Raw genomic sequence first — 24,644 nt, 5'->3', positions numbered from 1 at the left:
GCACTCCTCACGGGCCCTGGGCCGAAACCCGCCCTTGCTAAGCGGACAGCTGTCCGTTACGTTTGCCGAAGACCGGACAGCTGTCCGTTTCTGCCATCTTAGCCCTGCCCTCACCCCTGCGGCAGCCTGCGCGCGCCGTCACCGGACGCGTCCCGCACAACGGCATGCGGGCCCCGCCGCGATTCCCCCGCCCCCGGAACAACCCTTTCGATTTCCGTCGACACCTTTGAAAGAAGTGGCTCATGGCTTTACCGACGTCCAGCGTCATCACCTTGCACATCAACGGCGAGAAGTTCACGCTGCCCGTCGATCACCGCACCACGCTCCTGGACGCGCTGCGCGAGCGACTCGACCTGACCGGCACCAAGAAGGGCTGTGACCAGGGACAGTGCGGTGCCTGCACGGTGCTGGTCGACGGTCGCCGCACGCTGGCCTGCCTGCAGTTCGCGGTGGCGGCCGAGGGGCGTGAGGTCACCACCGTCGAGGGCGTGGCGGACGGCGAGCGGCTCCACCCCGTCCAGCAGGCCTTCCTCGACCTCGACGGTTATCAGTGCGGCTACTGCACACCGGGACAGATCTGTTCGGCGATCGGCGTGCTGCGGGAGCACGCAGCTGGGTGGCCGAGCGCCGCCACGGATGACGTGCGGCCCGAGTCGGGACCGCCGCCACTGACCGCCGCGGAGATACGTGAACGCATGAGCGGCAACCTGTGCCGGTGCGCCGCCTACCCCTCGATCGTCGACGCCATCGCACAGGCGGCCGGGACGGCGGCCACAACCGGAGCGGACCCCAAGGAGCAGGCGGCATGAAGGAGTTCACCTACCAGAAGGCCGCCGATGTGTCGGGCGCGGTCGCGCTGCTCGGCGCCGACCCCGAAGCGCGCTTCCTCGCGGGCGGCACCAACCTGGTCGACCTGATGAAGAGCGGTGTCGAACGGCCCGCCCGGCTGGTGGACGTGCGCGAACTGCCCCTGGACCGCATCGAGACCACCGCCGACGGCGGCCTGCGTATCGGTGCCACCACCACCAACAGCGACCTCGCGGCACACCCCGAAGTGCGCCGCCGCTACCCGGTGCTGGCGCAGGCCGTCCTCGCCGGCGCCTCGGGTCAGCTGCGCAACATGGCCACCGTCGGCGGCAACCTCCTGCAACGCACGCGGTGCGCCTACTTCACCGACCTCAGCAAGCCGTGCAACAAGCGTGACCCCGGCAGCGGTTGCCCCGCCATCCGCGGTGAGTACCACAACCACGCCGTCCTCGGCGCCTCCTCGCATTGCGTGGCCGTGCACCCCTCGGACATGGCGGTCGCCCTGTCGGCCCTCGACGCCGTCGTGCACTACGAGACCGCAGACGGCCCCGGCGAAGTGCCCCTTGGCTGGCTGTACCTGCCCGTGGCCGAGACCCCGCACCGCGAAACCGCCCTGCCGCCCGGTGCGTTGATCACCCACGTCGCCCTGCCGCCGTCGCCCGTCGCCGCCCGTTCCCGCTACCGCAAGGTGCGCGAACGCGCCTCCTACGCCTTCGCCATCGGCTCGATCGCGGCGGCCCTCGACGTCCGTGACGGAGTCGTGCACGACGCCCGCGTGGCCTTCGGAGCGGTCGCCAGCCGCCCGTGGAGGGCCCGCGCGGCCGAACGCGTGCTCATCGGGGCCCAGGCCGTCACCGAGACCTTCGCCGCCGCCGCGGACGCCGAACTGGCCGCGGCCAGACCGCTGGCGCACAACGACTACAAGGTGACCTTGATGCGCAACCTGACCGTGGCCGTGCTCGGTGAACTCGCCGAGGAGGCCGGCCGATGACCTCGACGACCGTGAAGGGCGCGCCGGTACGCGCCATCGGCACCGAGCACGTCCGCGTCGAAGGCCGGGACAAGGTCACCGGCACGGCCCGCTACGCGGGGGAGATACCCTTCGCCGGCCTCGCGCACGGCTGGCTGGTGCTCTCCAGCGCCGCCCGCGGCCGTATAGAGGCCATCGACACCGAGCCCGTCCTCGCCATGCCCGGTGTTCTCGCGGTCCTTCACCACGGCAACGCCCTGCGCCTGCACACCGACTTCGTCGGCCTGCTGGGGACCCGGCCCGACCCCACCTGTGCCGTGTTCCAGAACGAAGAGGTGCCGCACGCGGGCTGGCCGGTGGCCCTGGTCGTCGCCGAGACCCCCGAACAGGCACGGGAGGCCGCGGAATCACTCGTCGTCCACTACGAACAGAAGCCCCACGACGTCGCGTTCACCGGCGCGGACCCCAACGCCTACCCCGTGGACGGGCACATGCCCGCCGTCACGGACAAGGGCGACCTGGAGAGGGAACTCGCCGCGTCGGCGGTCGTGATCGACGCCGAGTACACCACGCCTGAGGAACACCACCACCCGATGGAGCCCCACGCGGCCACCGCCCGCTGGGACGACGGCCGCCTGGAGCTGACCGACTCCAACCAGGGCGCCACCTGGGTCGTCGCGGAACTGGCCAACCTCTTCTCCCTCGACCCGGAGTCCGTGCGCGTGCGCTCGGAACACGTCGGCGGCGGCTTCGGCAGCAAGGGAGTACGCGCCCACCAAGTCGCGGCCGTCATGGCCGCCACCGTCCTGCAACGGCCTGTACGCGTCGTGCTGACCCGACGCCAGATGTTCACGCTCGCCGGACACCGCAGCCCCACCATCCAGCGGATCCGGCTCGGCGCGGACCCCGACGGACGCCTGCGCGCCCTGGACCACCGCGCCCTCAGCCGCACCTCCACCGTCTACGAGTTCGTCGAACCGAGCGCAGGCGTGGCCCGGGTGATGTACGACGCGGACGCGCACCACACCGAGAACCAGGTCGTCCGGCTCGACGTCCCCAGCCCCACCTGGATGCGCGCACCGGGTGAGGCGCCGGGCTCCTTCGCCCTGGAGTCCGCCCTCGACGAACTCGCCGAGAAGTGCGGCGTGGACCCCATCGCACTGCGCCTGCGCAACGAACCGGACAAGGGCCCGGTCTCCGGCCTGCCCTTCGCCGGCCGCAACCTGCGTGCCTGCTTCGAAGAAGGGGCCCGCCGCTTCGGCTGGGCCCAGCGCGACCCGCGGCCCGGGGTGCGCCGCGACGGGCGCTGGCTGCTGGGCACCGGTACCGCCGGGGCCTCGTTCGGCGCGGGTGCCGCACCGTCGACCGCGACCATCACCGCTCAGGCCGACGGCGACTTCACCGTCAGCATCGCCGCCGCGGACATCGGCACCGGCGCCCGCACGGCCCTCACACTCGTCGCCGCCGACGCCCTCGACGTGCCGACCACACGCATCCGTGTGCGACTGGGGGACAGCGCCTACGGACCCGCGATGATCGCCGGCGGATCCATGGGCACCCGCTCCTGGTCCTGGGCCGTCATGGCGGCCGCCCGCGACCTGCGCGAACAGCTGGTGCCGGGCATGGAGATCCCACCGCAGGGCATCACCGTGCGCTCCGACACCACCGAGGCCGTCGCCGCGCTCGCCCGCAAGGAACGCCACTCCTTCGGCGCCCAGTTCGCCGAGGTCGCCGTCGACACCAACACGGGAGAGGTACGGGTGCGCCGCATGCTCGGCATCTTCGCCGCCGGCCGCATCGTCAACCCCCTCACCGCCAAAGGGCAGTTCACCGGCGGCATGATCTGGGGCATCTCGATGGCGCTGCACGAGGAGGCCAGGCGCGACACCTTCTACGGCGGACCCCTCGGCGCCGACCTCACGGGCTACCACGTCGCCACCCACGCCGACATACCCCACATCGACGCCGACTGGGTGGACGACCCCGACCCCGAGGACCCCGTCGGCATCAAGGGCATCGGCGAGATCGGCATCGTCGGCGCGGCCGCAGCCGTGGCCAACGCCGTCTGGCACGCGACCGGCGTCCGCCACCGCAGCCTGCCCATCCGCCCCGACCGCGTCCTGACGGCGGCCCGCCTTGCTTGATCTCGCAGCCGACCTGCGACGCTGGCTCGCCCAGGACCGCGATGTCGCCGTCGCCACCGTGGTGTCCGTCGGCGGCAGCGCACCACGCGGCCCCGGCGCCGCCCTCGCCGTCGACTCCCAGGGCACCGTCATGGGCTCAGTGTCCGGCGGCTGCGTCGAGGGCGCGGTGTACGACCTGTGCGAACAGGCCCTGCACAACGGCCTCAGCGTGCTGGAGCGCTTCGGCTACAGCGACGAGGACGCCTTCGCCTTAGGGCTGACCTGCGGCGGCGTCCTCGACGTGCTGGTCACTCCGCTGCCCGTCGACGCGCCGCTGCGGGCCCTGGTGCGCGCCGCGCTGGACCTCGCCGCCGCGGGGGAGGCGGTCGCCCTCGTCCGCGTCGTCCGTGGCCCGGCACCGCGGCTCGGCGCGGGGCTGCTCGTACGGCGCGACGGCTCGTACCAGGGCACCCTCGGCGGTCATGCGGACCTGGACCGCACCGCCATGGCCGAGGCGCGAGCCGCGCTCGACGCGGGCCGCACCGGCACGGTCGAGGTGTCCGAGAACGGCTCGCACTGCCCCGGCGGACTGACCCTGCTGATCGAATCGAGCATGCCGGCCCCTCGGATGATCGTCTTCGGCGCGATCGACTTCGCCGCCGCACTGGTGAGCGTGGGCAAGTTCCTCGGTTACCACGTCACCGTGTGCGACGCGCGTCCGCTCTTCACCACCCGGGCGCGCTTTCCCGAGGCCGACGAGGTCGTCGTGGAGTGGCCGCACCGCTACCTCCTTGGCACGACGACCGACGCCCGCACTGTCCTGTGCGTCCTCACTCATGACGTCAAGTTCGACATCCCTCTGCTGGAGGTCGCTCTGCGCTTGCCCGTCGCCTTCGTGGGTGCCATGGGCTCGCTGCGCACCCACCTCGACCGTGAACGGCGGCTGCGTGAAGCAGGCCTGACGGACGAGGAGTTGAAGTCTCTGCGTTCGCCCATCGGGCTCGACCTCGGAGGTCGCACCCCGGCGGAGACGGCTCTGTCGATCGCCGCCGAGATCGTCGCGACCCGCCGGGGCGGGACCGGCCGGCCCCTGACCGGAGCGGATACACCCATCCACCACAGGGGCGTCCACTGAGGCACTCCGAGCGGGAGCCAGCGGCATCCTCGCCAAGAGCGCCGACGCGAAGGAGCTTCCGTACGCCCTCCGTACGGTCAGCCGGGGCGACGCGCTGCTGTCCCCCGCCGCGCCACCGCCCCTGGATGAGCCGTCCGACGACGAGATTGCGGCCCGGCTCGTCGTCTTCGCCCACCGCAGCGGGCTCGCCGAGTCGGCGTAGCGGTGGGACCGGCACGGCGGTGAGACCGGCGTGATAGGGGCCCCGCCCGAAACCCGGCTCGGGCTGGGCCGTCGGCGTCAGGTCAGGCGGAGGCGGGGGACCTACGCCGTACGAGATACAGAGTGCCGCCCGCCACGACGACCACGCCGAGACCGATGCCGACCCAGGCACCGGCCGACAGCCCGCCAAGGGTGCGGCCACGGCGGGCCCGGAGATACGTCGCCGGGCCCGTGGTCGCTGCCGCCCACGGGGAGGCCGTCCGGGGCGCATGCACCGGACGCCGCCTTCTCTGCCGTGGCATGTGGTCGCGGTGGAGCCGAGCGGTCGTCTCGGCACATGAGCTGGGCGGCCTCCACGGATGCGGGCAACGCAGGGGTGGTGCCCTGCGGCGACCCCGCGTCAAGGCGCGCGGGCAGGCGCCGGCGAAGCGCTGACCTTCGTCCGTGCAGGTGAATGGCGGACGACGGGACCGGGCCATCGGGGTACGGCCCAGGCCCGAGACGCTGTCCGGGACGGAATCGAGAGATGATCACCTTGCTGGCACGGGAGACGGCCGCACTCGCGCGGCAGGCCCGGGCTGCCGTTGACCGAGTCGACGCACCACGGGGTCGACCAGATCCTGCATGCTGTCCTGGCCGATCCGCAGGTTGCGAGGAGCGGGCGGTGGCTCAGCTGGTCCGGGCACCCGAGGCGACCGCTGGTTTCGCGGCCGTCGCCCCCGACACGGTGCCCGAGCGCTATCGGCCGTCGGCGCACACGTGCTCACGAAGCAGAGGTGGGGCCTGTCGCCGACAGGACGCCCTTGGCGAGGCCGGCCGAACGAGCGCACAGGGCCGCCGTTGCCCGCGCCGAAGAGGTCGGCCGGGCGGGCACCAGCGAGCGGCGAGTTCGGCCAGTTGGCGTGATCAGGCTGCTTCGGGGCATTCGGGAGCTACGGCAGGTCACACCAGGAGGTAGATCATGATCGCGCTCGGCATCATCCTTCTTATCGTCGGTTTCCTCACCGGCATATCGATCCTGTGGACCCTCGGCATCATTCTTGCCGTGGTCGGCGCCGTCTTCTGGGTCATGGGTTCCATGGGGCACGCGGTCGCCGGTCGACGCCACTATTGGTGACCGTACTGTCACCGGTCGGCGCCCTCGTGCTGAGCGGGCGTCGCCTGCAAAGCCCGGACCTTGTGGGGCAGGGGTCCATGAGACAGCGAAGGATCCTTGTCCCCGCAGGGCGAGCGGCCGTAGGTCTCAGAACGCGTAACGCACCCGCAGCCACGGCACATGGGTGCTGAGGAGTCCGCGCAGGGTGTGCACGGCCTCGGCTTTGATGGGGTTGCGGTAGCGGACGTCGGCGGCGCCGTTCTGGGAGCGTTGCCCCGTTGCAGCTCGGGCTGCCACAGCAGGTCCTCGGCGCGGGGATGCCAGCCGAGGTTGACCTGGTGCAGGTCCTCGTCGTGGGTCAGCATGATGACCTCCGCCGCGGCCTGCTGCTTGACTCGTTGCGGTACGACGTCGTCGACCTGCTGCAGGAGGTCGGTCCAGTCGCCTGCATCCGGGCTGCAGGACGACGGGGGAGAGGTTGAAGTGGGCTTCGTACCCGGCATCCGCGAAGTCGGCTGCGGGGGCCCAGTGCCAGCAGATCCGGGTTGACGAACTTTGTGGCGAAGGACGCCTTGGCGAGACGGAGGGCGCCGAAGATGTCCACGGCGAAGGGGACGCTGCGGGCACGGAGGCGGAGTCGGCCCGTGAAGCTGCACGGCCCGGCCTAGATGCCGTTGGTCTTGAGCGTTCCGGCGGCCGACGGTCTCGTGGATCTTCGCCGCTGGAGCTCGACGAGCCGCTGTCGGGCCGCCACTAGGAGGTGCCTTCAAACCTCGATGCGACCCCACGAAGGCCCTGCCCGACCGCGTTCGTACTGGAATGCCGCTGGCCTCACCCTGAGCGCCACCGCGTACGCTTGCGCCGCGGCCCCCGCTCCTGGCGTACCACCCGTTCCGGCCGTTCGCTGCGGCTGAGCTGGGTCCGCGCTGAAAGGGATCAGGAGCCGGCGGGTTGCACCGTCATGGACTGGGGTGACTGCCCGGGAATGTTGTCGCACCGGTAGGCACTGGGCCTACGCTCGAGGACCAGGCCGAGGCAGGTGCCGAGAGCGAGTTGGCCGTAGTAGTTCGGGTGCAAAGACTCCTGGCGCTGGCCCTGTCCCAGGCCGCTCGTGGTGAAGCGGACCCACTCGCTGCGGACACCGGAGGGGCGCTTGCCCTCCCCGACCTGGCTGGTGGTGTCGGAGCAGACCTCACGCCCATCGAAGGCATGGGAGAGGTCAAGGAACTCGGTCCTCTGCTCCTGGGCCACCCGGGCGAGACTGGAGCTGACGGCAGGTCCCAGCTCCTCGTGCGCCCAGGTCAGGTCCTTGTCGAAGAACGGGCAGCCGCCTGTGTAGAGGCGATCGTACTTGTCGCCGGGGTACCGGATCCGAGCGGCGTCCGGCAGCGGACTGGGCGCAGACTGCAGAATCAGTCGGTAACTGCCGACCGGATGACCTACTCGTGTCATCGCGGTCCGCACGTCGCGGACCGCGGCGGTGACGGCAGCGCGCATGGCCGGCAGGCGCTTGTCGACTTCCTTGGCCTGGGTGGGCGAGCAGGGACTGGCGAGGAAGCCCGGTTTGGCGAAGTTCTTGGCGCAGGTGCTGATGATGTCCGAGAAGCCGAGGTCGTTGCCGCCGACAGACAGGACAACGGCGTGCACAGGGTGACCGCCGGCGGTCAGCTGGAGCTGCTCCGCCTGAGAAGGCTGGCCCTTGAAGGGCCTGCCGCCGTTCTCGGGAAGCAGGATCGCCGTCGACGTGGCGCCCGAGCACGCCAGGTTGACGCGCCGGTCCGCCCCCGGGGCGGAGTGGACTTCGGCGCTGTCGGAACGATTGCAGCCGTCGTCGTAGGTGGCGCCGTACACCGTGTGAGGGTCACTGGCGCGGGTCTGCGGGTCCCACGCCCGGTCGGTGCCCGCATGACCGGCCGCGGACTCGTTGCTGTTGCCGGCCCACCGGCCGGCTTCACCGGAAATGAAGCTGTCCCCCAGCGTCACCAGCAAGGGCCTCTCGTCCGCCGCAGCTGCCTGGGCCGGAAAAACAGGGGCAGACACCAGAGCGGCCAACACAGCAAGTGCGCCGGTAGTCGCAGTGATAAGTGCCTTCTGACGCATGTTCCGGAGCGGTGCCATGCCGTCGTTTCTACCGTCGCGAAAGCACCTAACGAGTGCGCCACGCGGTCACCGGCTTCCCCAAGTGTCGAGGGCGCGGGAGCCGCGCCCCGTGGGGCGTACGTACATGGCGACGTATCACGACACCATGACCCACCAGCGAAAATCTTTTGAAGACACCGCCTAGGGTGGGCGCATGTCTGTGAACATACATCTCTACCTCGACATCGAGAACCTTGCCTCCGCCGAGGAAGCCGACACGGTGGGAGTGACAGTGGAAGAACTGTTCAAGGAGCATGGGATCGAGTCGTGGATGTGGGTGGGTGTTTTCCACGACCCGCCCAAGGTTCTGACGAGCAGTGAGCACGGCCCGATCATCATCACCGGGTTCGGGAGATGGTCCGAGCAGTTCGAGTCTGACGTCACCAAGGCGATCGGCGCCGTTGCGCCGAAGGCCCGCATCGACCTGAAGTGGGACTACCCGGACGAGGCGTGACAGGGCGTGGGCGTCTGCCGGTGCGCGGAGTGCTGTACCGGCCGGGGGAGGGGCACGGGAGACGCCCCGCCTCGAAGGTGCGGCGGCGAGGGGCGGTTGGCCGGAAGTGAACCCAGGGGTGTACGCCGATCGGTCTGGACCATTGACCCGGACCCGTCATGGCGGCACCCTGAAGCCCGTCGACGGACGTGTGGCTGAACGACCGTCACGTACCTGAACTGACTGGGTAGGTGACCCTCCCGCGTCCCCGCGCACCGCTCCCCGGCTCACGACGAGGTGAACGCTCATGAGCACCACGCGAAGGAAGCTCCTCGGCTACGCACTCGGCGGCGCGGCCGCCACGGCGGTCGGCCTCCCCGCCGCTCCCGCACACGCCGCCTCCTGGCAGCTGAAGTGGTCCCCTTCGGCGAGCGGCGACGGACTCGGCGCCTTCGAGACCGTCGAGGACGACCGCGCCGGCTCTCACCCCTCCGCCGCCCCGCACATCGACACCACGGGCAACAACTGGCGCTTCACCATGCACACCGTCGACCGCGACACCTCCACCGACCGGCAGCGCCACGAGGTCACCGGCCTGCGCCTCGGCAGCGGCAGCAACTACCTCCGGTGGACCGAAGGCCAGTCGTGGCGCCTCACGTACTCGATGTACATCCCCAGTTCCCTGAAGGCGACCACGAGCTTCACCCACATCATGCAGATGAAACAGCCCGGCACCGGCTCCTCGCCCATCGTCGTGCAGTCGTTGCGCCGCGTGAACGGCGTGCAGACCATCGAACTCAGGCAATTCACCGACGACATCTTCGTCGGCCGCACCGAACTGGAACCCCTCCAGGACCGCTGGATCGACGTGGACTTCCAGATCAAGATCGGCAACGGCTCGGCGGGCTCCCTGCGCTGGATCCTCAAGAACGGCTCGACCACCGTCCTCGACAAGTCCCGCACCGGCATCGACACCTTCCTCACCGACCGCGTGCGCCCCAAGTGGGGCATCTACCGCTCCCTGGGCGACACTTCGGGCTCCTTGCAGAACTGCTATCTGCAGCTCAGCAACCTGCGCGGCTATCAACTCGTATGACGGCCAACGCAATTGGGTGGCGACTGGATGGGGAAAAGGATGGCAGACCGTCCCGATCCGGCTTTCCGCCATGATCGCGCCCAACTTCGTCCGCGACAGGGGAGGCCGCGGGAGCCGATCGGCGTCGACTTCCAGGAGGCCTACGCCCCACATCACGCAGGCGCTGCTGGCACAGGTCTTCTGCGATCCGGATCCTCAGGTCGTCGACGAGGCCGTTGCTGCCCATCCCCCGCTGCGACGGCGCCGAGTATCTCTTCCCCCCCCCGACACCCTCGCTCCGGGCAACGGCATGCGGTCGCCCCACGCCATTGTCGGTCAGAGCAGATCGCGGTTGCGGAGCGCTTTCAGCGCTCCCGAGCAGGGGGAGAGAAGCCCCGCGACGATCCAGCGATGTTCATGGTTCCCGTTCACGGACCACCGGGTATCGGCAGCCCCGTCGATACGGTCGATCGGCGTCTTCGTCAAAAGGGCCCTGGAGAAGGTCCGGCTGCCGGCGGCGTCAGGTGGTCGTGCCCATGAGTGGACCGCCGGGGCCCTCGGTGTCCAAGACCCGTTCCGTTGGCCTGTTTCACCGATCGTGGCCTGGGGGCTTCCTTCGGGACCGCTGATAGATTCCTGCGGTGAGTGATCAACTGCCCAGCGGCGGCGTAGAACTGTCACCCGTCGAGATCGAGGCCCTCGACGCCCGCTGGTCTTCATGCTGGACCCCGAGTGAGGTCGCGCAGCGGCTGGACGGGATCGATGCGCCCTGGTACGTGGCCGCGGGCTGGGCCCTGGATCTGTTCCGTGGCCAGCAGGCGCGCGCTCACGGGGACATCGAGATCGCGATTCCGGCCACGAGCTTTCCCGAGGTCCGCCACCGTTTTCCGCGATACGTGTTCGACGCTGTCGGCAGTGGCCGGGTCTGGGAGGACGCCACACCGGAGGTATTGGCCGCAGTGCACCAGACATGGGTCCGCGATCCGGGCACCGGAAACTACCTGCTCGACGTATTCCGCGAACCGCACGACGGTGACACCTGGATCTGCCGCCGCGATGAGGGGATCCGGCTTCCCTATAGCGACATCATTCACCACACCCAAGATGGCATCCCGTATCTGGTGCCCGAACTAGTCCTGTTGTTCAAGGCCAAGCACGCCCGCCGAAAGGATCGATCAGACTTCGAGACGACCCTCCCTCACATGGCCCCGGCGCAGCGCGAGACTCTGGCCGAGCTACTCGACCGCGTACACCCGGGACATCCCTGGATTGTGGATCTTTGACATGCTCCTCGCTCTGAAGGGCGAGGATTCTGGCCTTCCTCGACTGGCTGCCGTGCCGCTACGCGGCACGGTGTCCGGTCGGGACAGAGCGCATGCGGAGAGCCCCAACTGGCCGATGAACGTTTGGAGTTGTCGGGTACAGTCGCGTACCCCGCTGGGGAGGATGTGGTCCGCGGCCCTGAGGCCAGACGCGGTCTCGCGTAAGCGCGGGCCTTGCGTTGCGCCGGGCTTGCCGTGGCCCTGTCGAACCGCTGGCAACGATCGAGGAGTTGGCGGGGGACGTGCCGAGGCGCCGCTCGACGGCAGCTTGTTCGGGGTCGGTGTGCTCCAGCGGAATGGAGGAGACCGCGCTCGCCGAGGCGGCGAGCGGCAACCTCCCATGCTGACCGGTCGGGCGTGACACCGACCAGGGGGCCATCCGTTCGAAGCGGGGTGGGGGCGGGCGCACCGCCCCCACCGCTGATCGAGGCCGGTCTAGCGGGTCAGGAGGGCGCCGCTCATGAAGGAGTCACCGTCGTCGCCGGACAGGTAGTGCCAGCCGCCGACGGTCAGGTGCGTGCCGGAGGACACCACGGAGCTGACACCGAGGCGGAGTTGTGGATCGTTCTCGGGCAGGTCGAGCGACCGCCAGCCCTCGGTGGGCGTCCAGGCCAGACCGACCGCCGCGTCGTCGTTGCCGCCCACGACGGCGAGCCCACCGCGCGGGCGCAGGGTGATGGCCTGGAGGGAGAAGGTGCCTGCGGGCAGCGGCACCTCGGTCCACGAGGTGCCGTCCCAGTGCAGGGCCAGCCCCGCAGGGCGTTGCCGGTCGGTGTCCCGGGACCATCCCACCGCCCAGATGTCCGTCGGTGTGCGGGCGGCGATGTCGAAGAGGACGGACGATTCGGGGAACACGGGTGTGGGCGTACGCGTCCACCGCCGGCCGTCCCAGTGCACGGCGACGGACTGACCCGTGTCGTAGTCCATGCCGACGACCCAGACGTCGTTCGGTGCCACCTGCTCGACCTGGTTCAGGCCCCAGTTCCCGCCTCCCGGGATCCGCACGGAGGTCCACCGGCGGCCGTCCCAGTGCTGTACGACCGGGACGTGGTCGAAGGTGTCCTCTGTGTAGCCCTGGCCCACGGCCCAGGCGTCCCGGCCGGAGGACGAACTCACCGACAGCAGACTCGCTTCGACCGTCCCCTCCGGCAGACCCGTGTCGGAGGTCAGTTGCCAGGCACCCGCCGCATAGCGCCCGACGAGGACTCCGCCGTGGTCGCCCTGCCCCTGGTCACCGACGAAGAACGCCGAACCGTCGGGCGCGGTGGTGATGTCGTTGACTCTGCTGTTCCACGCCTCGGCGCCCGGCAGCGGTGTCCGCCGCCACGTCCCGCCTCGCGCGCGGTCCCGCTCGTACAGGGCGGGCGTGAACCGGATCGTGCCGTTCTCAGGGTTCTCGACGACCTCCGCGCCCCCGGCCCACGTCTTCGACGGGCTCGGCTGGGCCACGCTCATGACCGAGACGTTCCCCGTCGACACCTCCGTCCACGTCCCGCCACCCGCCGGCGCGGCTACGGCGGTCCCGCCGACTGCCAGGGCGATGGCCCCCACCCCCGCCAGTTGCGCGGCAATTCTGCGCTTGACCGTCACGTCGTTTCCTCCGTCCCGGAGGGAACCGCTTCCCCCTATATATCAATGCGCTGAGGGGTGTGTCTTGTTGCACTTCCGTCCCGCGGAGGGTGTTGGGGCGGATCAGCTCTGCGAGTGCCATTCACCGTCTCCCGCCGCACTAGCCTTGTCCGAGCCGTCCTTTCCGTAGCCGACCGGAGCGGCTGATAGGGCAGCCCCCGAAGCGCGGAACCTTCCTGACCTCAAGGGCAGTTGAGGTCCTGACGCCCCCCGTTGACCTGCTGGACGACGACGGGAGCCCGTTCAGCAGGAAGCCGCCGAGACCACGGGATGGTTGTGGGCCCGGTGATGGCGGGTGCCGACCTTTCCATCGCGGCGGTCAACTCATCCGCCGCACACCTTCCGGTACGGCGCGTCAGGTACGTACGTCCGCCACTGCGCCCGCGTCAGGTCGTCGCCTCCCACCCGTGCGCACACCGACGCGGCCGCCCGCGAGGGATCGACGGTGTATCGCTGGAGCGGTACGTGCACGCTGCCCGCGTACAGCGTGCCGCCGTCGGCGCTGAAGGCCACGGTGCCGATCTTCTCGCCGGACGTCGTCAGCTCGGAGCCCAGCGGCTGCTGCGTGGCGATGTCCCACAGCTGCAGACTGCCTGCCTCTCCACCCACGGCGAGCGTCGTGCCGTCGGGGCTGACGGCGAGGGCGCTGACGGCCTCCGAGGTGTCGCCGAAGGTGGCGTCACCGATGGCGTCGGGGAGGGTCGGGAAGACGTTGCGCAGGAGGCCGGTGCGCTGCCGTAGCCGCCCGTCCCACAGCGCAACCCGGCCCGTCTGGTCCCCCGCCACCAGCAGTGAGCCGTCGAGGGCGAAGGCGATGGCACCGATCCCGTCGCCCTGGACGAGGGCCTTGCCGCTGATCCTGCCCGCGGGCAGGACGGCGATCCGGTTGTCGCCGACCAGGAGGCGGCCGTCGGGGCGGGCGGCCAGACTGCCGCTGGACAGGGCGGGCAGGACCGCCGTTCGGCGGTCGTGAGCCGTGTCCCAGACCTCGTCGCTCATCGTGCCGACGGCCCCGGCCCCGGTGGTGGTGAGGGCGGCGCGGGCGGCGTAGAGGGTGCGGGCGTCCGGGCCCAGGGCGATCGTCACCACCGCCCCGGTCGACCCCGTCATGGCCAGGTCCAGGGTCGTGCGGGTGCGGCCTTTGGCGAGGTCCCAGATCGTGAGGGGCTGCCGGGACGTCTCGCTGCTGGGGGCCGAGACCCCGTAGGCGAGTGCCTTGCCGTCTGGGGTGAACGCCAGCAGCGCGGAGGTGTCCTGCGGGGACACCGGAAGAGTGGGGTCGGTGGAGACGGGGAGCCGCGGGGCGGGCAGGGTGCGCAGCCGACGTCCGTCGTCGGTGTCGCGCAGTTCGACGCTGTAGTCGTCGCCGGTACGCCTTGCGGTGGCGAGGGTGCGGCCGTCGGGGCTGAGCAGCACCGCGTCCATCGGGCGGTCCTGCCAGGCGGAGGTGACGGCGGCCGAGACGTCGAGAGAGTGCACGGTGCCGCCTTCCAGATAGCGCAGCACCGGGCGGGAGTCGTCCCAGGCCGTAAGGCCGTAGAGGTGCTGGTTGTTCAGGGAGTGCCGGAACACCGGGGCCTCGACGCCCGGCCGCCACACCCTGATCTCCTGCGCATCGGTGGTCGCCAGGGACCTGCCGTCCGCACTGAAGGAGACGGACGAGACCCCGGAGTCCCGGAGGTCGGCCAGCTGCCGCCCCGACCGGACGTCCCAGACGAGCACCCCGCTCGGGGTCAGCGCGGCGAGCTGTTGCCGGCCGCCGAGCACCAGCGTCGACCGTTCCAGGCCGCAGATCCCGGCTGTGCCTTCCCAGCGGCCGTGCACCGTGCGGCCGGCGCGCAGGTCCCGCACCCGCAGCGGGCCGCCCCCGTCCGGGCAGGCCGCGACCAGCCCGCCGTCCGGGCTCGCCGCCACCACCGCCGTGTCCTTCGCCTCCGTACGGAACAGCAGCCTGCCGTCCGCGGCCGAGCGCACCTGCACGTCGGGGTCGTCCGTGTCGGACAGGAGGTACGTGCTCCCGGAGAACTCCACGATCGTCGATTCCGGCAGTGGGCCACCGCGCCACCGGCCGGTGACCGTGTCCCACAGCCGTACGCCCTCGTCCCCGAGGAGCGCGAGCAGCCGTCCGTCGGGGCTCGCCCCCTGCACCTGGGCGTTCCGGGGCAGCCGCCCGGATCCGGTCCGCCGGTGCCGGGCCACGTCCCAGGTCCGCCACTCGCGTCCCTCGACGCTGAGCAACGTACGCCCGGAGTCCGTCAGATAGCGCGCGATGCCGTCGCCCGACGCCGGGTCGGCGAAGGTGTCCAGTTCGGGCTGGCCGAGCGAGCCCAGCAGCGCGCTCCGGGTCTCCGGCAGACGGGCCACCCGCCAGGCGGCGACGCCGAGGAGCTGTGCGGTGCGCGGGTCGGTGGTGCGCAGGGCGTCCGCGACGGAGGCGATCCGGCGGGCCGCGTCCTCGGTGCGGCGGCGCTCGTTGTCCCGGCGCTGCGTCCAGGCGGCAAGGCCGGCGACCAGTGCCACCGCCAGGACGGCCGACAGCACGCCCGCCGCGGCCCGCGCCCTGCGGGTGGAGCGGGCGGCCGCCCGGCGTTCGGCCTCGCGGGCGTCGAGTGCGGCGGTGAGGAACTCGCGTTCCGGCACGGTCAGGGAGAGGTCGCCCTCGTGGTCGGGGAACAGCTCCGCCGCCCGGGCCAGCCGGGTGCCCCGGTACAGGGCGCCGGCGTCGCGGTCATGCTCCAGCCAGACACGCGCGGCCTCGGTCAGCCGCCGGTGGTGGCGCAGCCGCTCGCGGTCCTCCTCGATCCAGCCGTGCAGCCGCGGCCAGCTGGTGATCAGCGCCTCGTGGACGAGCTCGGCACCCTCCTCGTCGACGGTCAGCAGCCGGGCGCGGGCCAGCCGGTCCACCACCGCGGGGACATCGGGGGACGCCCACTCCTCCCGCTCGGCCCAGGTCAGCGGGCGCCGGGTGTCGGGGGTGCCCTGACCGGGCTCGACCATCCGCAGCAGCAGCCTTCGGGCGGCCGCGGCCTGGGGTGCGGTGAGCTGTCCGTACGCCTTCTCGGCACTCGCCGCGATGGCGCCGTGCACACCGCCCGCCGCCTGGTAGGCGGCCAGGGTCAGCATCCGGCCCTTGCGGCGCCGCCAGGTTTCCAGGAGGGCGTGCGAGAGCATCGGCAGCCCGCCAGGCTCGTCGAGGACCTCCTCCACGATCCGCGTGGTCAACTCCCGTTCCACCAGCAGCCCGGCCTCCTGCGCCGGTTTGACGACCGCCTCCCGCAGCTCGTCCGCCGTCATGGGGCCGACCAGCAGTCCGGCGCCGTTCAGCGCGTCGGCCAGCCCACGGTGCTCGCCGCAGCGGGGATAGAAGTCCGCCCGTACGGCGATGAGGACCCGCAGTCGGCTGCCAGGGGCGCCGGCGGCGAGCAGCAGCTCGATGAACCGGGCCCGCTCGGTCCGGTCCCGGCACAGGGTGAAGACCTCTTCGAACTGGTCGACCACCACCCAGCTCTCCGGCTCGTCCGCCGCCGGGGTCAGCAGAGGGGAGTACGTGGTGGCGGGCCGGTCCCCGGGGGTCAGCACCCGCAGCACCGCCGGGCGGCCCCGGCCGGCGATCTCGCGCTGGAGCCGGGGGATCAGCCCGGCCCGCAGGAGTGAGGACTTGCCGCTGCCGGAGGCGCCGAACACCGCGGCGAACCGATGCCCGCACACCAGCTGGAGCAGCTCCTCCACCAGCCGGTCCCGGCCGAAGAACAGCCCCTGGTCGGCCGGCTCGAACCGGGACAGGCCCCGGTACGGCGGCGCCACGCCCTCGTCGTCCTCACGGGCCGCCCCCGCCACCTCCGCCTCGGCCTCTTGCCATCGGGTCTCCCACTCGGCCGGGTCGCCGCCGCAGGCCCGCACATACCCCTGGACGACGGCGAGGGACGGCAGCCGTTCGCCGGCGGCGGCCTGGGACAACGTGGTCGCGGAGAAGCCCGCGGTCTGGGCCATCACCCGGTACGAGGGATTCCCCGCGTTCCCGCGCAGTTTCCGCAGCCCGTGCGCGAGGCGCGGCACAGGGCCGGCGGTCGGGTCCAGGGGTCTCTCCGGACGCCCCATGCGCGTACCTCCACACAGCTGACGAAAGCGACATCGAGCGCGATGAACATACAAGCCGCCCGGTAACGCCCAGGTTGCCCACGGGTGACGTACAGGAGTTGGGGTGTGTGACATCGATCAACCCCTCGCCGCCCACAGGATTGATCGACCTGACGAAAGGGACGTGCTGATCAATGTTCCGGTTGCGAATCTCGGTGGGGCAAGGACGGATCCCGGCCCACAGAGCCACCAGGAGAACAGCGCATGTCCCACACAGACGAGATCACGCTCCCCGAAGGGGAAGCACACCGGCGAACCGGAGAGGCGCAGCGGAACCGCACCCGCAGACGCACTGTCGGGTCGATCGTGACCACGATCGTCCTGTCGGTGTTCGCCACCCTGCTCGGCCCGCTCGGCGTCCTGCACAGCGCGAGCGCGGCCGACAACAACCCCACCTGGAAGATCGGGGACAAAGCGAGCTACGCCGCGTTCATCAACAGGATCCGCGATCTGGTGAGCGGCGGTGACGCCACCACTCCGGGAGGCGGAGCCGGCGGGCTCAAGATCTACCACACGACGAGCAACAACAACCATTACGTCGTGGTCGACGTCGAGGACCAGCACAGCAGCGACTACGTGCGACTGCGGCTGCGGGCCTCGGACCTCTACCTCGTCGGCTGGTGGGCCGGTGACCGCGATCACGAGCAGTACCACTACGTGGACCGTAACCAGCAGATGCCGCCGGTCTCCGGTGCCAGTGACGCCGCGCCGGTCCAGGCCCCGTTCGGGGAGAACTACGGAGAGATCGAGCAGGAGGCCGGCGGCAGCAGCAGCAACCGCACCGGCATCGACTACAACCAGGGCACCTTCAACGGCGCCGTGCAGACACTGCGCAAGGCCAAGGACGTCAAGAAGGGGTCCAAGGACAGCCGGAACCAGGCCCGTGCGTTCCTGATCATGACCCAGGCCGTTTCCGAGGCCGCCCGCTTTCGGCCCATCGCCTCAGAGTTCGCCACGGCCAACGACAACCACGTCCACGCCAAGCTGCCCGGCTACTACGTGTCGATGGAGAACCGGTGGGACGAGTTCAGCAAGCGGTTCAACCGGCTCGTGAACGAGAACCGCGACGACACCCCCGAAACGGCTCTGACCCAGTACGTCTACGTGAAGAACCCCGACACCCGGCAGTGGGGATGGGACCTCGTGGTCCTCATCACCAGGGCCCACTACGCCAAGTACCTGCTCCAGACCGCCCACGGCTGGAACTCGAAGTGACCAGCGGCGGACAGCGCCCCTGAACGGCACCCGTAGACCGCCTCCGGCGGGGACCCACTCGGTCCCCGCCGGAGGCTTCTCCCTGCCAACCGTCACCTGGCCGTCGTCCGCCGCGGGCGATCGGCAACGCGAGATGAACGGCGGCAGACGCAACAAGTGCGGGCCGTGACATCGAGGGGAACATCCGCAGTGATCATCCCCCCGCTCCTCGGGGAGCCGGCCCAGCCGGCATCCCTCCGGCTCTGCCAGGACCAGTGCGTGTCCGATCAGGATGTAGAGGTATCCGTCGGCATCGGGGTCATGGAGCAGGGCATCGGTCTGGGCCATGTGGAAGCTGCCTCGTCGTTCCAAGCCATGATGACGGCGTCGCGTTCCACCGGGGCGGGCTACAGAAGCCCGCCAGGGGTCGGCTGTGCCCACAGCTGATTGATCAGCTCTGCCAGGTCGTGCAGGGTCCGCGCCGTCTCCCCAGGCATCGTGCGGTGGTAACCGGTCGGGTGGGCCAAGGCATAGCGCTGCTTCGGCAGCGCATGCTCGATGCCACGCGCGCTGGCCACGCAGCAGACCGGCGGCTCGTGCCCAGGTCCGCAGATCGGCCGGCATGCCGTTGAAGCCGATCAGCGTGATGCCACCCCTCAAACGCCCCTGAGACGACGGCTGGGTGCGATCACGTTCGAGGACGCCAACGGCTTGGAGTCTCCAGTCGCCCAGGCTTGGGCCTGCTCGATAGCGACGTCTTCACCGTGGTCGACGACCTGACCTCGCTGGTGTGGGAGCAGGCGCTGCGCGAGCGGTTCGTCCAGTGGTGTGGAAGTGCGCGCCTACGACGATGTGATCGCCGCGGTGAAGAAGGTGGGCAGGAGGGGGAAAAGACGCTGAAGCCACTCGAACTCCCGTCGCGTTCCCTCTGCCACGTCCGATGCAAGCTCGCAGTCCGCGACGAGCCGTTGCAGGAACTCGGCGACCGCTCGGCAGGCAGCGGGCCGCCCAGCCCGCGCTGGTTGGAGATGAGCGTGGTGTGAGGCGCGACTGCCAAGTGCCGCCTGCCCGCGCGTCCCGAGGCCCCTCACTGCGTTGTCGCGATGACAGACGGCATCAGCGGACCACCACACCCCGGCACAACCGTGGCCCGCGAGCGTCATCCGTGATCACGGTCAGCTTCAGCCGGAGCGCCCCGGCCAAGAGGAGTTCTCAGCCGGCTTGGCCGATCGTCACGGTGCGGGATCCGGGAGCGAAGTCGCCGAAGGACTGTTCCCAGGACTCGCCAGGCCAGTAGTAGGTGACACGCCCCTCAGAGGGCCTGTAATGGGCGGTGTAGACGGTTCCCAGCCCCTCGTCGTACGCGGATTGATACAGCGGCGGCTTCAGCATCGCCGCCACGTCCGTACCGGCCGCACGAATAGCACTCAGCCGCTGTTGGGTCCGGGAGAACTGCTCCTGCTCGTCGGGTACGGGCATGTGCTGATGGTTGGCAGCGCAGGCGTCCGGGGCCTCAGTCAGCGAGATGTCCGGCCCCACGAACACTGTCAGTGCCTGCTCGGGGTCGACAAGGGTGACGTTCTGCGGGATCGCGATCGGTATGGACTTCAGCTTGTTGACTGCCTCATCAACGGTGTTGCACGTCTCCAGCAAGTAGCGCAGGACGATGAGGATGGCGAAGCCCGGCCCGTGGACGAATCGCCCACCGAAGGTGAGTGACACCGCGAGCCCGGCATCGTTCATTCCGTCCAACAAGCCCCAGGCGGCATCCTGCATTCCGATCACCGGTCGCAGGAGGTGGGAGGAGACAATGGTGCCTTCACACTCGTCAGGGCTGAAGTCGTAGTTGCGCAGCAGGGTGCCCTTGCCGCCGATCTGGGTGCAGCCCGAGAAGAACGGTCGCAAGGTCGCGAGGGTGAGGAAGGTCTTCGCTTCGGGCCGGTCGAGTTGACCGGCGAGGCGGTCGAGCACGGGGACCAGCTCTGGCATGTGCGCCTCGAACAGCCTCTGAGCACGATCCGCGCCCTCTGAAGTCCGGCTCTCCTCGGTCATCCACCCCTCCGCGAGCGGCCATAGCGCCTGTGTATGGGTGGCCCATCGCCCATCGCTTCCGTCGCCGATCTCGATAGCGCGGAAGGTCTTCTGCTGTTGGCTCATGGCTGCCGTTCCCTTGCGGATGTCCGGTGAGGTGAGGGCAACCTAGCTAATTTCGCAGGTAGTTCACCAGATCAGGCAGGGTCGATGGAGGCACACCGAGGCACTCACGGATCATGTCGAACGGTAGAGCAGGGTGTTCGCCGCGGCCCTCGCCGTCCAGGACCACGGCCAGCGGCTGACGCGCACCACCGGCCCACTGAACTTGTCATTGGGGCTCAGACACAGCCCTGCACGGCGAGTAGGTGGCAGGACGGGGGCGCCTGCCCCCTACCAGCGGCACGGCCTGGCCGCGAAGGGCTTCGTCAGTCTTCTTGGGCACGAAACCCATAGCCTCTAGCTCACAACGGAGCGGCAGAGAAGTCGGAATGGCTCCACATCTCCTGAAAATGGACTGATGTCCGGGTGAGCCGTTCTATGCGAGTCTCGGGTGCGAGCTGCAGAACTCCGCTGGTGTGACGTTGGGTTGGCAGTATGGGGTGGGGGAGTTCATTGCTCCTGGCAGCCGGCCGTTGATTGGGCCCACACGGACGAAGCCTCATCAGCCCGCCATCTCGTCGAGGCGCTGACATCCCTGGTCGAGGATGGCCCCATCGCGCCTCAGTCGGTCATGCCTCTCGTTCATCTCCTGCTCGGGGCGATGAACGAAGCCGCCGCTCTGGCCGGCGTCATCGTCCTCCGCCCTCGAGGATCTGGCAGACTCCGCAGCCGGATGCAAGCAACCCCGAAGCTCACCGTGGAGTCTTCCAGCACAAGTGCTGCGACAGGCGACGAGTGAACGAAAACGCTGGAGGGTGCCCATATGAGAAGTGAACCCAATTTGTACCTGATGGTTCCTCACGACTTCGATGATTCCGACGCGGATTCGCAAGTCCACCCCATGGCCCGGAAGTTGTTCTTCGGTTCGGCCGTGGCGGAGCCGTTCGAGGAAGCCGCCAAGTGGGTCGCCGCGCATGACGTCCGCGTTATCGATACCTCTTGGGAAATCGCTCCCGCCGGTGAAGAGTTTTCGTACGTGTTGAGCCTGTATTTTTCCTTCGAGGACGACGGAATAGAAGAAGCTGAAGACTGACTGATTGAGGAGAGCGGGGCCCCTGTGACCCTCGACGGCTCGATACGGATTTTCATGATGCCGCCGCGACGGGAGTGTCGGGGTGCACGGTAGGAATCGCCAGCACGTTGAAGACGGGAAACCCTGTTCGATTAAGGAGTAGGGGTGCTGTCATCCGATCAGCTGGCCTTCTCGGCTCTCAAAGGTGGTCGCCCGTAGCTGAAGCTACGATCCGCGGACCATTACCTTTGGGGGGAAAATTATCACTGACACACCGCCACCACCGTGCTATCCACCCGCACCATCCGCGCCCCCGAGCCCACCAGAGAAGCCCCGCAACGGGGTCGTGATCGCTGCGGCCGCAGTAGTGATCGTTACCGTCATTGTCACCGGAATTCTGGTGGCACGGTCTGACGGGAGTGGCCCGGACACGTCGACGGCGGCCGCATCGAGTCCCCCGAGTTCCTCTGTCACGCAGGAGAGTGCCGAGGAGGTGGACTCGGAGCCGACGTATGCCGAACTGGGTTCGGACGACTTCTCGATCGAGTTGCAGACCACGTCTCGGCAGTGCTTTGGATCGGCAGGCTGTCTTCTCACCGTCGAGCCGGACCTGACGCTGGTTGGGGACAGCGCCGACATCGACCCGGATGTGGTGTACGAGATCACCTACGAGATCGCGGGAGACGAATCGGGACCGGTGGTCGCGACGGCCGAGCTGACCAACCAGGAAGACCTGACATTCACCCCGTCGCGGATCAGCACCGATTCGTCCTCGACGGATGTGACGGTGGAGATCACCCAGGTCGACAGTCACCGCTAGACCGGGCAACGGAAAGACGGTCGGCCTCGGGAATGCCACACCGACGGCTATGTCCGAGGTCGACGACTTCCTGCCTGAGGTCCTGCCGCGCTTGCGTGTGGCGGAGATCGCGCTGCACCGGGGCGATGCTCGCCCTCGCAAGACCCTGTGGTCGCACGGGGGGCCGGTCGCGTTGTTCGGTGCCGAGACGAGCCGATCCGGTTGGTCAGAGGTAGGTCCCATGTCCGACTGGGTGGCCGGCCGCTTCACCGAATGCACATCGTCGGAGTACGAGGTGGTCGCAGCCGGGGTCGGCGGTGATCTCGCCTGTCTGGTCGCCATTGGGCGGATCACTGGCGCGGCCGACGGTGTCCCGACGTCCTACGCCTTGCGAGTGACTACGGCCTTCCGAAAAGAAGACGGCACTTGGAAGGCAGTCCACCGCCACGGCGATCCGTGGCGTCAGTGCGAGTGAGCCTCTGCATCAGCCCGTACCTGTTGATCCGGCGCGCGGTCAGCACACGGAACCCTGCGATTGCGCAGCCAGGTCACGGAGCCTCTCCTGCCTGTGCCCACTCGAGGGGGAGATGCGAATGAGCTGGGCGCGGAGCTGACTGAGGGTGTGGGTGCGGTTGGCGACCAGGTCTGTGCGACGGCCGGTGAGGTTCTGAAGGTCGGCGATGTCTCGTCGCTGGTGTGAAAGGAGTGCGGACCTGGTCGGCGCTCACGGCGGTGCCCTTGGCATCGGTGCTGTTTCGCCGAGATGGTCGTGCGAGTCGCGTGGATGGCCCGGCCAGAGATGTAGTCCACCGGCGGTCGTGGTCGAGGAGGATCGTGACGACCAGGTGTGCCGCTCAGTTCGCTGGGTGGCCCGGAGTGATGTCATGGGTGTCGCTCAATGTCAGCAAGGGGGTGGGGCTGCCCGTGAGGCTTTCCGTCGCCTCAGGGGTGAGCAGAAAGCCGACGTGGTCGCCGCCGTCGATGCGGTTCTCCACGCGGCCGACAAACCAGGCGGGAGCCTCGTCCAGAACCGGTAGACCGCCAGGTCCCGCGTGCCACGGGACCTGGGTGAACTTGTCGGTGTGGTCGCCGGTTTCACCGCCGAAAAGCCGGGCCAGCCGGTCCTGGCCGTGGCGCAGAAGATGGACCGCGAGTCGGTCGGCGCGCTCGGCTACACGGTAGGTCCGGTTGGCTTTGGACAGCCAGACCATGAACCGGGCGGGCTGAATCGAGCACTGCGAGGCGAATCCGACCAGACATCCGGCTCTTTCCCCGTCGGCCTGCGTGGTCACGACGTACATCGGGTAGTTGAGTAGATCGGTGAAAGGGTCGAGATCGGTCACGGTCTTCGTCTCCCCGCTCAAGAGATCGGATACAGGTCAAGCATTCACCAGCTCCGTGCCCCGCGCCCGCGGTGTGCGGGCCGTGTAGGGAGCCGCGGACAGCCTTGCCGTCGAGCGCCACAGAGTCCGAGAGTGCAGGATCAGCGCCTGTCAGATCGGCCAGTCCGCCGGGGCAGACCAGGCCGACAATCCGCCGAATCGTGGTGGTACTCGGCGTGACGCGCATGGCCAATGACCCTACGACCTGGGCCCCAGGCGAGCCAGGGAGTGCTGCGGCGCGTTGGCGGACCACTGGCCGAGAGCCGTATACGAGCGTGCGTCGGCGACAACCGCGCAGGCGGCAAGCAGCAGCACCGCTACGAACGTGACCACCCCGCGGCGTCGGCGCGGATCCGGGAACAGCCGCAACCGCTTCGTCAGCGACAACCCCGCAGTGTCCTTCAGAGCGGGCGACTTGATCAGGCAGACGGTGGCAGCCTGGCGGCAGATCCAAGCTCCGTTGATGCGAGGCGACTTGGGAAGGCCCCCGTTCAATCGGAGCCTTGCTGCGTGCGTGACGGCCCAGCCCGCGTTCCGTGGACCGCCGCGACCGGAGAACCCTCAGGGCTGGTCGTACCAGGAGAACGCCGCGATCCGCCAGCCCTCCGGGGTGCGGACGAACTGGATAGTCTTGGTCCCGCCGCCCTCGAACGGTTCGCCGTCCAGGATGCCGGCCTTCCGGTACTCGCCGAAGCGCGACGCGATGTCTCCCGCGATCTCGGTTCGTTCGGAAGTCTCCCACTCCGAGAACTCGACCAACCGGCCTTCGCTGAGCAGGCGTTCGCGCGGCTCGATGAACTCGTCCACGCTGTAGACCGTGTACTTCGGCCCGGTCAGCACGATCACACCACCCGGAATGACGAGCCGGCGGATCCGGGCCACGTCCGCGGACTTGCCGCCGCGGTTGTCGAAGGCGCCGAAGAACTCGGTGGCTACCGCGTCAATCTCGATCTTGGACATGGCGCGACGGTAGCACCGCTAGGCGCTGTTTCTCGGA

General features: G+C 69.4%; 21 protein-coding genes and 2 pseudogenes. 15 read left to right on the top strand and 8 right to left on the bottom strand.

Annotation, left to right across the window (positions count from 1 at the left end; translation table 11 throughout):
• The first annotated feature begins 242 nt into the window (after nucleotides 1-242).
• From OG885_RS00800 to OG885_RS00780, 5 genes and pseudogenes are all read left to right on the top strand, one after another.
• Nucleotides 243-809 (top strand): (2Fe-2S)-binding protein, encoded by a 567-nt coding sequence (locus OG885_RS00800; protein ID WP_405724436.1) that lies wholly within the window; start codon nucleotides 243-245, stop codon nucleotides 807-809.
• Nucleotides 806-1,798 (top strand): FAD binding domain-containing protein, encoded by a 993-nt coding sequence (locus tag OG885_RS00795; protein ID WP_405724434.1) that lies wholly within the window; start codon nucleotides 806-808, stop codon nucleotides 1,796-1,798. The genes OG885_RS00800 and OG885_RS00795 overlap by 4 nt, the downstream gene beginning before the upstream one ends.
• Entirely contained in the window at nucleotides 1,795-3,921 is a 2,127-nt protein-coding gene (locus OG885_RS00790) for a xanthine dehydrogenase family protein molybdopterin-binding subunit (protein ID WP_405724432.1), read from the top strand. The genes OG885_RS00795 and OG885_RS00790 overlap by 4 nt, the downstream gene beginning before the upstream one ends.
• Complete coding sequence (locus OG885_RS00785) at nucleotides 3,914-5,035, top strand: XdhC family protein (RefSeq protein WP_405724430.1); 1,122 nt, start codon at nucleotides 3,914-3,916, stop codon at nucleotides 5,033-5,035. Before OG885_RS00790 ends, OG885_RS00785 begins: the two co-directional genes overlap by 8 nt.
• Nucleotides 5,034-5,141: pseudogene (locus tag OG885_RS00780) on the top strand (DNA-binding response regulator); the annotation flags it as partial. The gene OG885_RS00785 and the pseudogene OG885_RS00780, both read left to right, overlap by 2 nt.
• Before the next feature lie 178 nt (nucleotides 5,142-5,319).
• Here the strand turns inward: OG885_RS00780 and OG885_RS00775 are convergent.
• Nucleotides 5,320-5,511, bottom strand: a complete 192-nt coding sequence (locus OG885_RS00775; protein WP_405724428.1) for a hypothetical protein — start codon at nucleotides 5,509-5,511, stop codon at nucleotides 5,320-5,322.
• Between the two features lie 686 nt (nucleotides 5,512-6,197).
• On the opposite strand from OG885_RS00775, the gene OG885_RS00770 reads away from it, so the two are divergent.
• The gene (locus OG885_RS00770) at nucleotides 6,198-6,353 is read left to right on the top strand and encodes a DUF6131 family protein (RefSeq protein ID WP_146238291.1); all 156 of its coding nucleotides are present in this window, start codon (nucleotides 6,198-6,200) and stop codon (nucleotides 6,351-6,353) included.
• A gap of 126 nt (nucleotides 6,354-6,479) precedes the next feature.
• On the opposite strand, the pseudogene OG885_RS00765 reads toward OG885_RS00770, so the two are convergent.
• A pseudogene (locus OG885_RS00765) lies at nucleotides 6,480-6,909 on the bottom strand (spore photoproduct lyase family protein); the annotation flags it as partial.
• 359 nt (nucleotides 6,910-7,268) lie between these two features.
• Nucleotides 7,269-8,450, bottom strand: a complete 1,182-nt coding sequence (locus tag OG885_RS00760; RefSeq protein WP_405724426.1) for a GDSL-type esterase/lipase family protein — start codon at nucleotides 8,448-8,450, stop codon at nucleotides 7,269-7,271.
• Nucleotides 8,451-8,625: 175 nt separating this feature from the next.
• Here OG885_RS00760 and OG885_RS00755 point away from each other — a divergent pair, with 175 nt between their 5' ends.
• From OG885_RS00755 to OG885_RS00745, 3 genes are all read left to right on the top strand, one after another.
• Nucleotides 8,626-8,925, top strand: coding sequence for a hypothetical protein (locus OG885_RS00755; protein WP_405724424.1), 300 nt, complete (start codon nucleotides 8,626-8,628; stop codon nucleotides 8,923-8,925).
• Between the two features lie 286 nt (nucleotides 8,926-9,211).
• Nucleotides 9,212-10,000 (top strand): heparin lyase I family protein, encoded by a 789-nt coding sequence (locus OG885_RS00750; RefSeq protein WP_405724422.1) that lies wholly within the window; start codon nucleotides 9,212-9,214, stop codon nucleotides 9,998-10,000.
• A gap of 620 nt (nucleotides 10,001-10,620) precedes the next feature.
• A complete protein-coding gene (locus OG885_RS00745; protein WP_405724420.1) occupies nucleotides 10,621-11,262 on the top strand; it encodes a nucleotidyltransferase domain-containing protein in 642 nt (213 codons plus the stop codon).
• A 474-nt stretch (nucleotides 11,263-11,736) separates the two neighbouring features.
• Here OG885_RS00745 and OG885_RS00740 read toward each other — a convergent pair whose 3' ends face one another.
• Entirely contained in the window at nucleotides 11,737-12,891 is a 1,155-nt protein-coding gene (locus tag OG885_RS00740; RefSeq protein ID WP_405724418.1) for a hypothetical protein, read from the bottom strand.
• A 363-nt stretch (nucleotides 12,892-13,254) separates the two neighbouring features.
• A complete protein-coding gene (locus OG885_RS00735; RefSeq protein ID WP_405724416.1) occupies nucleotides 13,255-17,028 on the bottom strand; it encodes a WD40 repeat domain-containing protein in 3,774 nt (1,257 codons plus the stop codon).
• A 243-nt stretch (nucleotides 17,029-17,271) separates the two neighbouring features.
• Between OG885_RS00735 and OG885_RS00730 the strand changes: the two genes are divergently transcribed.
• Together OG885_RS00730 and OG885_RS00725 are read left to right on the top strand one after the other, a co-directional pair.
• Entirely contained in the window at nucleotides 17,272-18,282 is a 1,011-nt protein-coding gene (locus OG885_RS00730) for a ribosome-inactivating family protein (RefSeq protein ID WP_405724414.1), read from the top strand.
• A 713-nt stretch (nucleotides 18,283-18,995) separates the two neighbouring features.
• On the top strand, nucleotides 18,996-19,304 hold the full coding sequence (locus OG885_RS00725) for a hypothetical protein (RefSeq protein ID WP_405724412.1): 309 nt from the start codon (nucleotides 18,996-18,998) through the stop codon (nucleotides 19,302-19,304).
• Nucleotides 19,305-19,473: 169 nt separating this feature from the next.
• On the opposite strand, the gene OG885_RS00720 is transcribed toward OG885_RS00725, so the two are convergent.
• On the bottom strand, nucleotides 19,474-20,418 hold the full coding sequence (locus tag OG885_RS00720) for a C45 family autoproteolytic acyltransferase/hydolase (protein ID WP_405724410.1): 945 nt from the start codon (nucleotides 20,416-20,418) through the stop codon (nucleotides 19,474-19,476).
• Between the two features lie 427 nt (nucleotides 20,419-20,845).
• Between OG885_RS00720 and OG885_RS00715 the strand changes: the two genes are divergently transcribed.
• From OG885_RS00715 to OG885_RS00700, 4 genes are all read left to right on the top strand, one after another.
• Nucleotides 20,846-21,193 carry a hypothetical protein gene (locus OG885_RS00715; protein WP_405724408.1) on the top strand — a complete coding sequence of 116 codons (348 nt, stop codon included), beginning with the start codon at nucleotides 20,846-20,848 and terminating at the stop codon, nucleotides 21,191-21,193.
• 24 nt (nucleotides 21,194-21,217) lie between these two features.
• The gene (locus OG885_RS00710; RefSeq protein WP_405724406.1) at nucleotides 21,218-21,487 is read left to right on the top strand and encodes a hypothetical protein; all 270 of its coding nucleotides are present in this window, start codon (nucleotides 21,218-21,220) and stop codon (nucleotides 21,485-21,487) included.
• Nucleotides 21,488-21,812: 325 nt separating this feature from the next.
• Nucleotides 21,813-22,286: a hypothetical protein gene (locus OG885_RS00705; RefSeq protein WP_405724404.1), complete on the top strand. Its 474-nt coding sequence runs from the start codon at nucleotides 21,813-21,815 to the stop codon at nucleotides 22,284-22,286.
• Nucleotides 22,287-22,335: 49 nt separating this feature from the next.
• Nucleotides 22,336-22,740 (top strand): nuclear transport factor 2 family protein, encoded by a 405-nt coding sequence (locus tag OG885_RS00700; RefSeq protein WP_405724402.1) that lies wholly within the window; start codon nucleotides 22,336-22,338, stop codon nucleotides 22,738-22,740.
• Between the two features lie 379 nt (nucleotides 22,741-23,119).
• On the opposite strand, the gene OG885_RS00695 is transcribed toward OG885_RS00700, so the two are convergent.
• A complete protein-coding gene (locus OG885_RS00695; RefSeq protein WP_405724401.1) occupies nucleotides 23,120-23,608 on the bottom strand; it encodes a flavin reductase family protein in 489 nt (162 codons plus the stop codon).
• A 600-nt stretch (nucleotides 23,609-24,208) separates the two neighbouring features.
• A complete protein-coding gene (locus OG885_RS00690; protein ID WP_405724399.1) occupies nucleotides 24,209-24,607 on the bottom strand; it encodes a DUF4440 domain-containing protein in 399 nt (132 codons plus the stop codon).
• Nucleotides 24,608-24,644: the final 37 nt, after the last annotated feature.

Source organism: Streptomyces sp. NBC_00028, assembly GCF_045041065.1.
Lineage (GTDB): Bacteria > Actinomycetota > Actinomycetes > Streptomycetales > Streptomycetaceae > Streptomyces.
The sequence above is the reverse complement of the archived record's forward strand: the minus strand, read 5'-3'. Positions and strand labels throughout refer to the sequence as shown.

What these genes read in the sequence shown, in the direction of transcription:
- OG885_RS00800 (WP_405724436.1), top strand. Translation starts at nt 243, where the DNA reads ATGGCTTTACCGACGTCCAGCGTCATCACCTTGCACATCAACGGCGAG.
- OG885_RS00795 (WP_405724434.1), top strand. Translation starts at nt 806, where the DNA reads ATGAAGGAGTTCACCTACCAGAAGGCCGCCGATGTGTCGGGCGCGGTC.
- OG885_RS00790 (WP_405724432.1), top strand. Translation starts at nt 1,795, where the DNA reads ATGACCTCGACGACCGTGAAGGGCGCGCCGGTACGCGCCATCGGCACC.
- OG885_RS00770 (WP_146238291.1), top strand. Translation starts at nt 6,198, where the DNA reads ATGATCGCGCTCGGCATCATCCTTCTTATCGTCGGTTTCCTCACCGGC.
- OG885_RS00760 (WP_405724426.1), bottom strand. Translation starts at nt 8,450, where the DNA reads ATGGCACCGCTCCGGAACATGCGTCAGAAGGCACTTATCACTGCGACT.
- OG885_RS00755 (WP_405724424.1), top strand. Translation starts at nt 8,626, where the DNA reads ATGTCTGTGAACATACATCTCTACCTCGACATCGAGAACCTTGCCTCC.
- OG885_RS00750 (WP_405724422.1), top strand. Translation starts at nt 9,212, where the DNA reads ATGAGCACCACGCGAAGGAAGCTCCTCGGCTACGCACTCGGCGGCGCG.
- OG885_RS00735 (WP_405724416.1), bottom strand. Translation starts at nt 17,028, where the DNA reads ATGGGGCGTCCGGAGAGACCCCTGGACCCGACCGCCGGCCCTGTGCCG.
- OG885_RS00730 (WP_405724414.1), top strand. Translation starts at nt 17,272, where the DNA reads ATGTCCCACACAGACGAGATCACGCTCCCCGAAGGGGAAGCACACCGG.
- OG885_RS00720 (WP_405724410.1), bottom strand. Translation starts at nt 20,418, where the DNA reads ATGAGCCAACAGCAGAAGACCTTCCGCGCTATCGAGATCGGCGACGGA.
- OG885_RS00710 (WP_405724406.1), top strand. Translation starts at nt 21,218, where the DNA reads ATGAGAAGTGAACCCAATTTGTACCTGATGGTTCCTCACGACTTCGAT.
- OG885_RS00700 (WP_405724402.1), top strand. Translation starts at nt 22,336, where the DNA reads ATGTCCGAGGTCGACGACTTCCTGCCTGAGGTCCTGCCGCGCTTGCGT.
- OG885_RS00690 (WP_405724399.1), bottom strand. Translation starts at nt 24,607, where the DNA reads ATGTCCAAGATCGAGATTGACGCGGTAGCCACCGAGTTCTTCGGCGCC.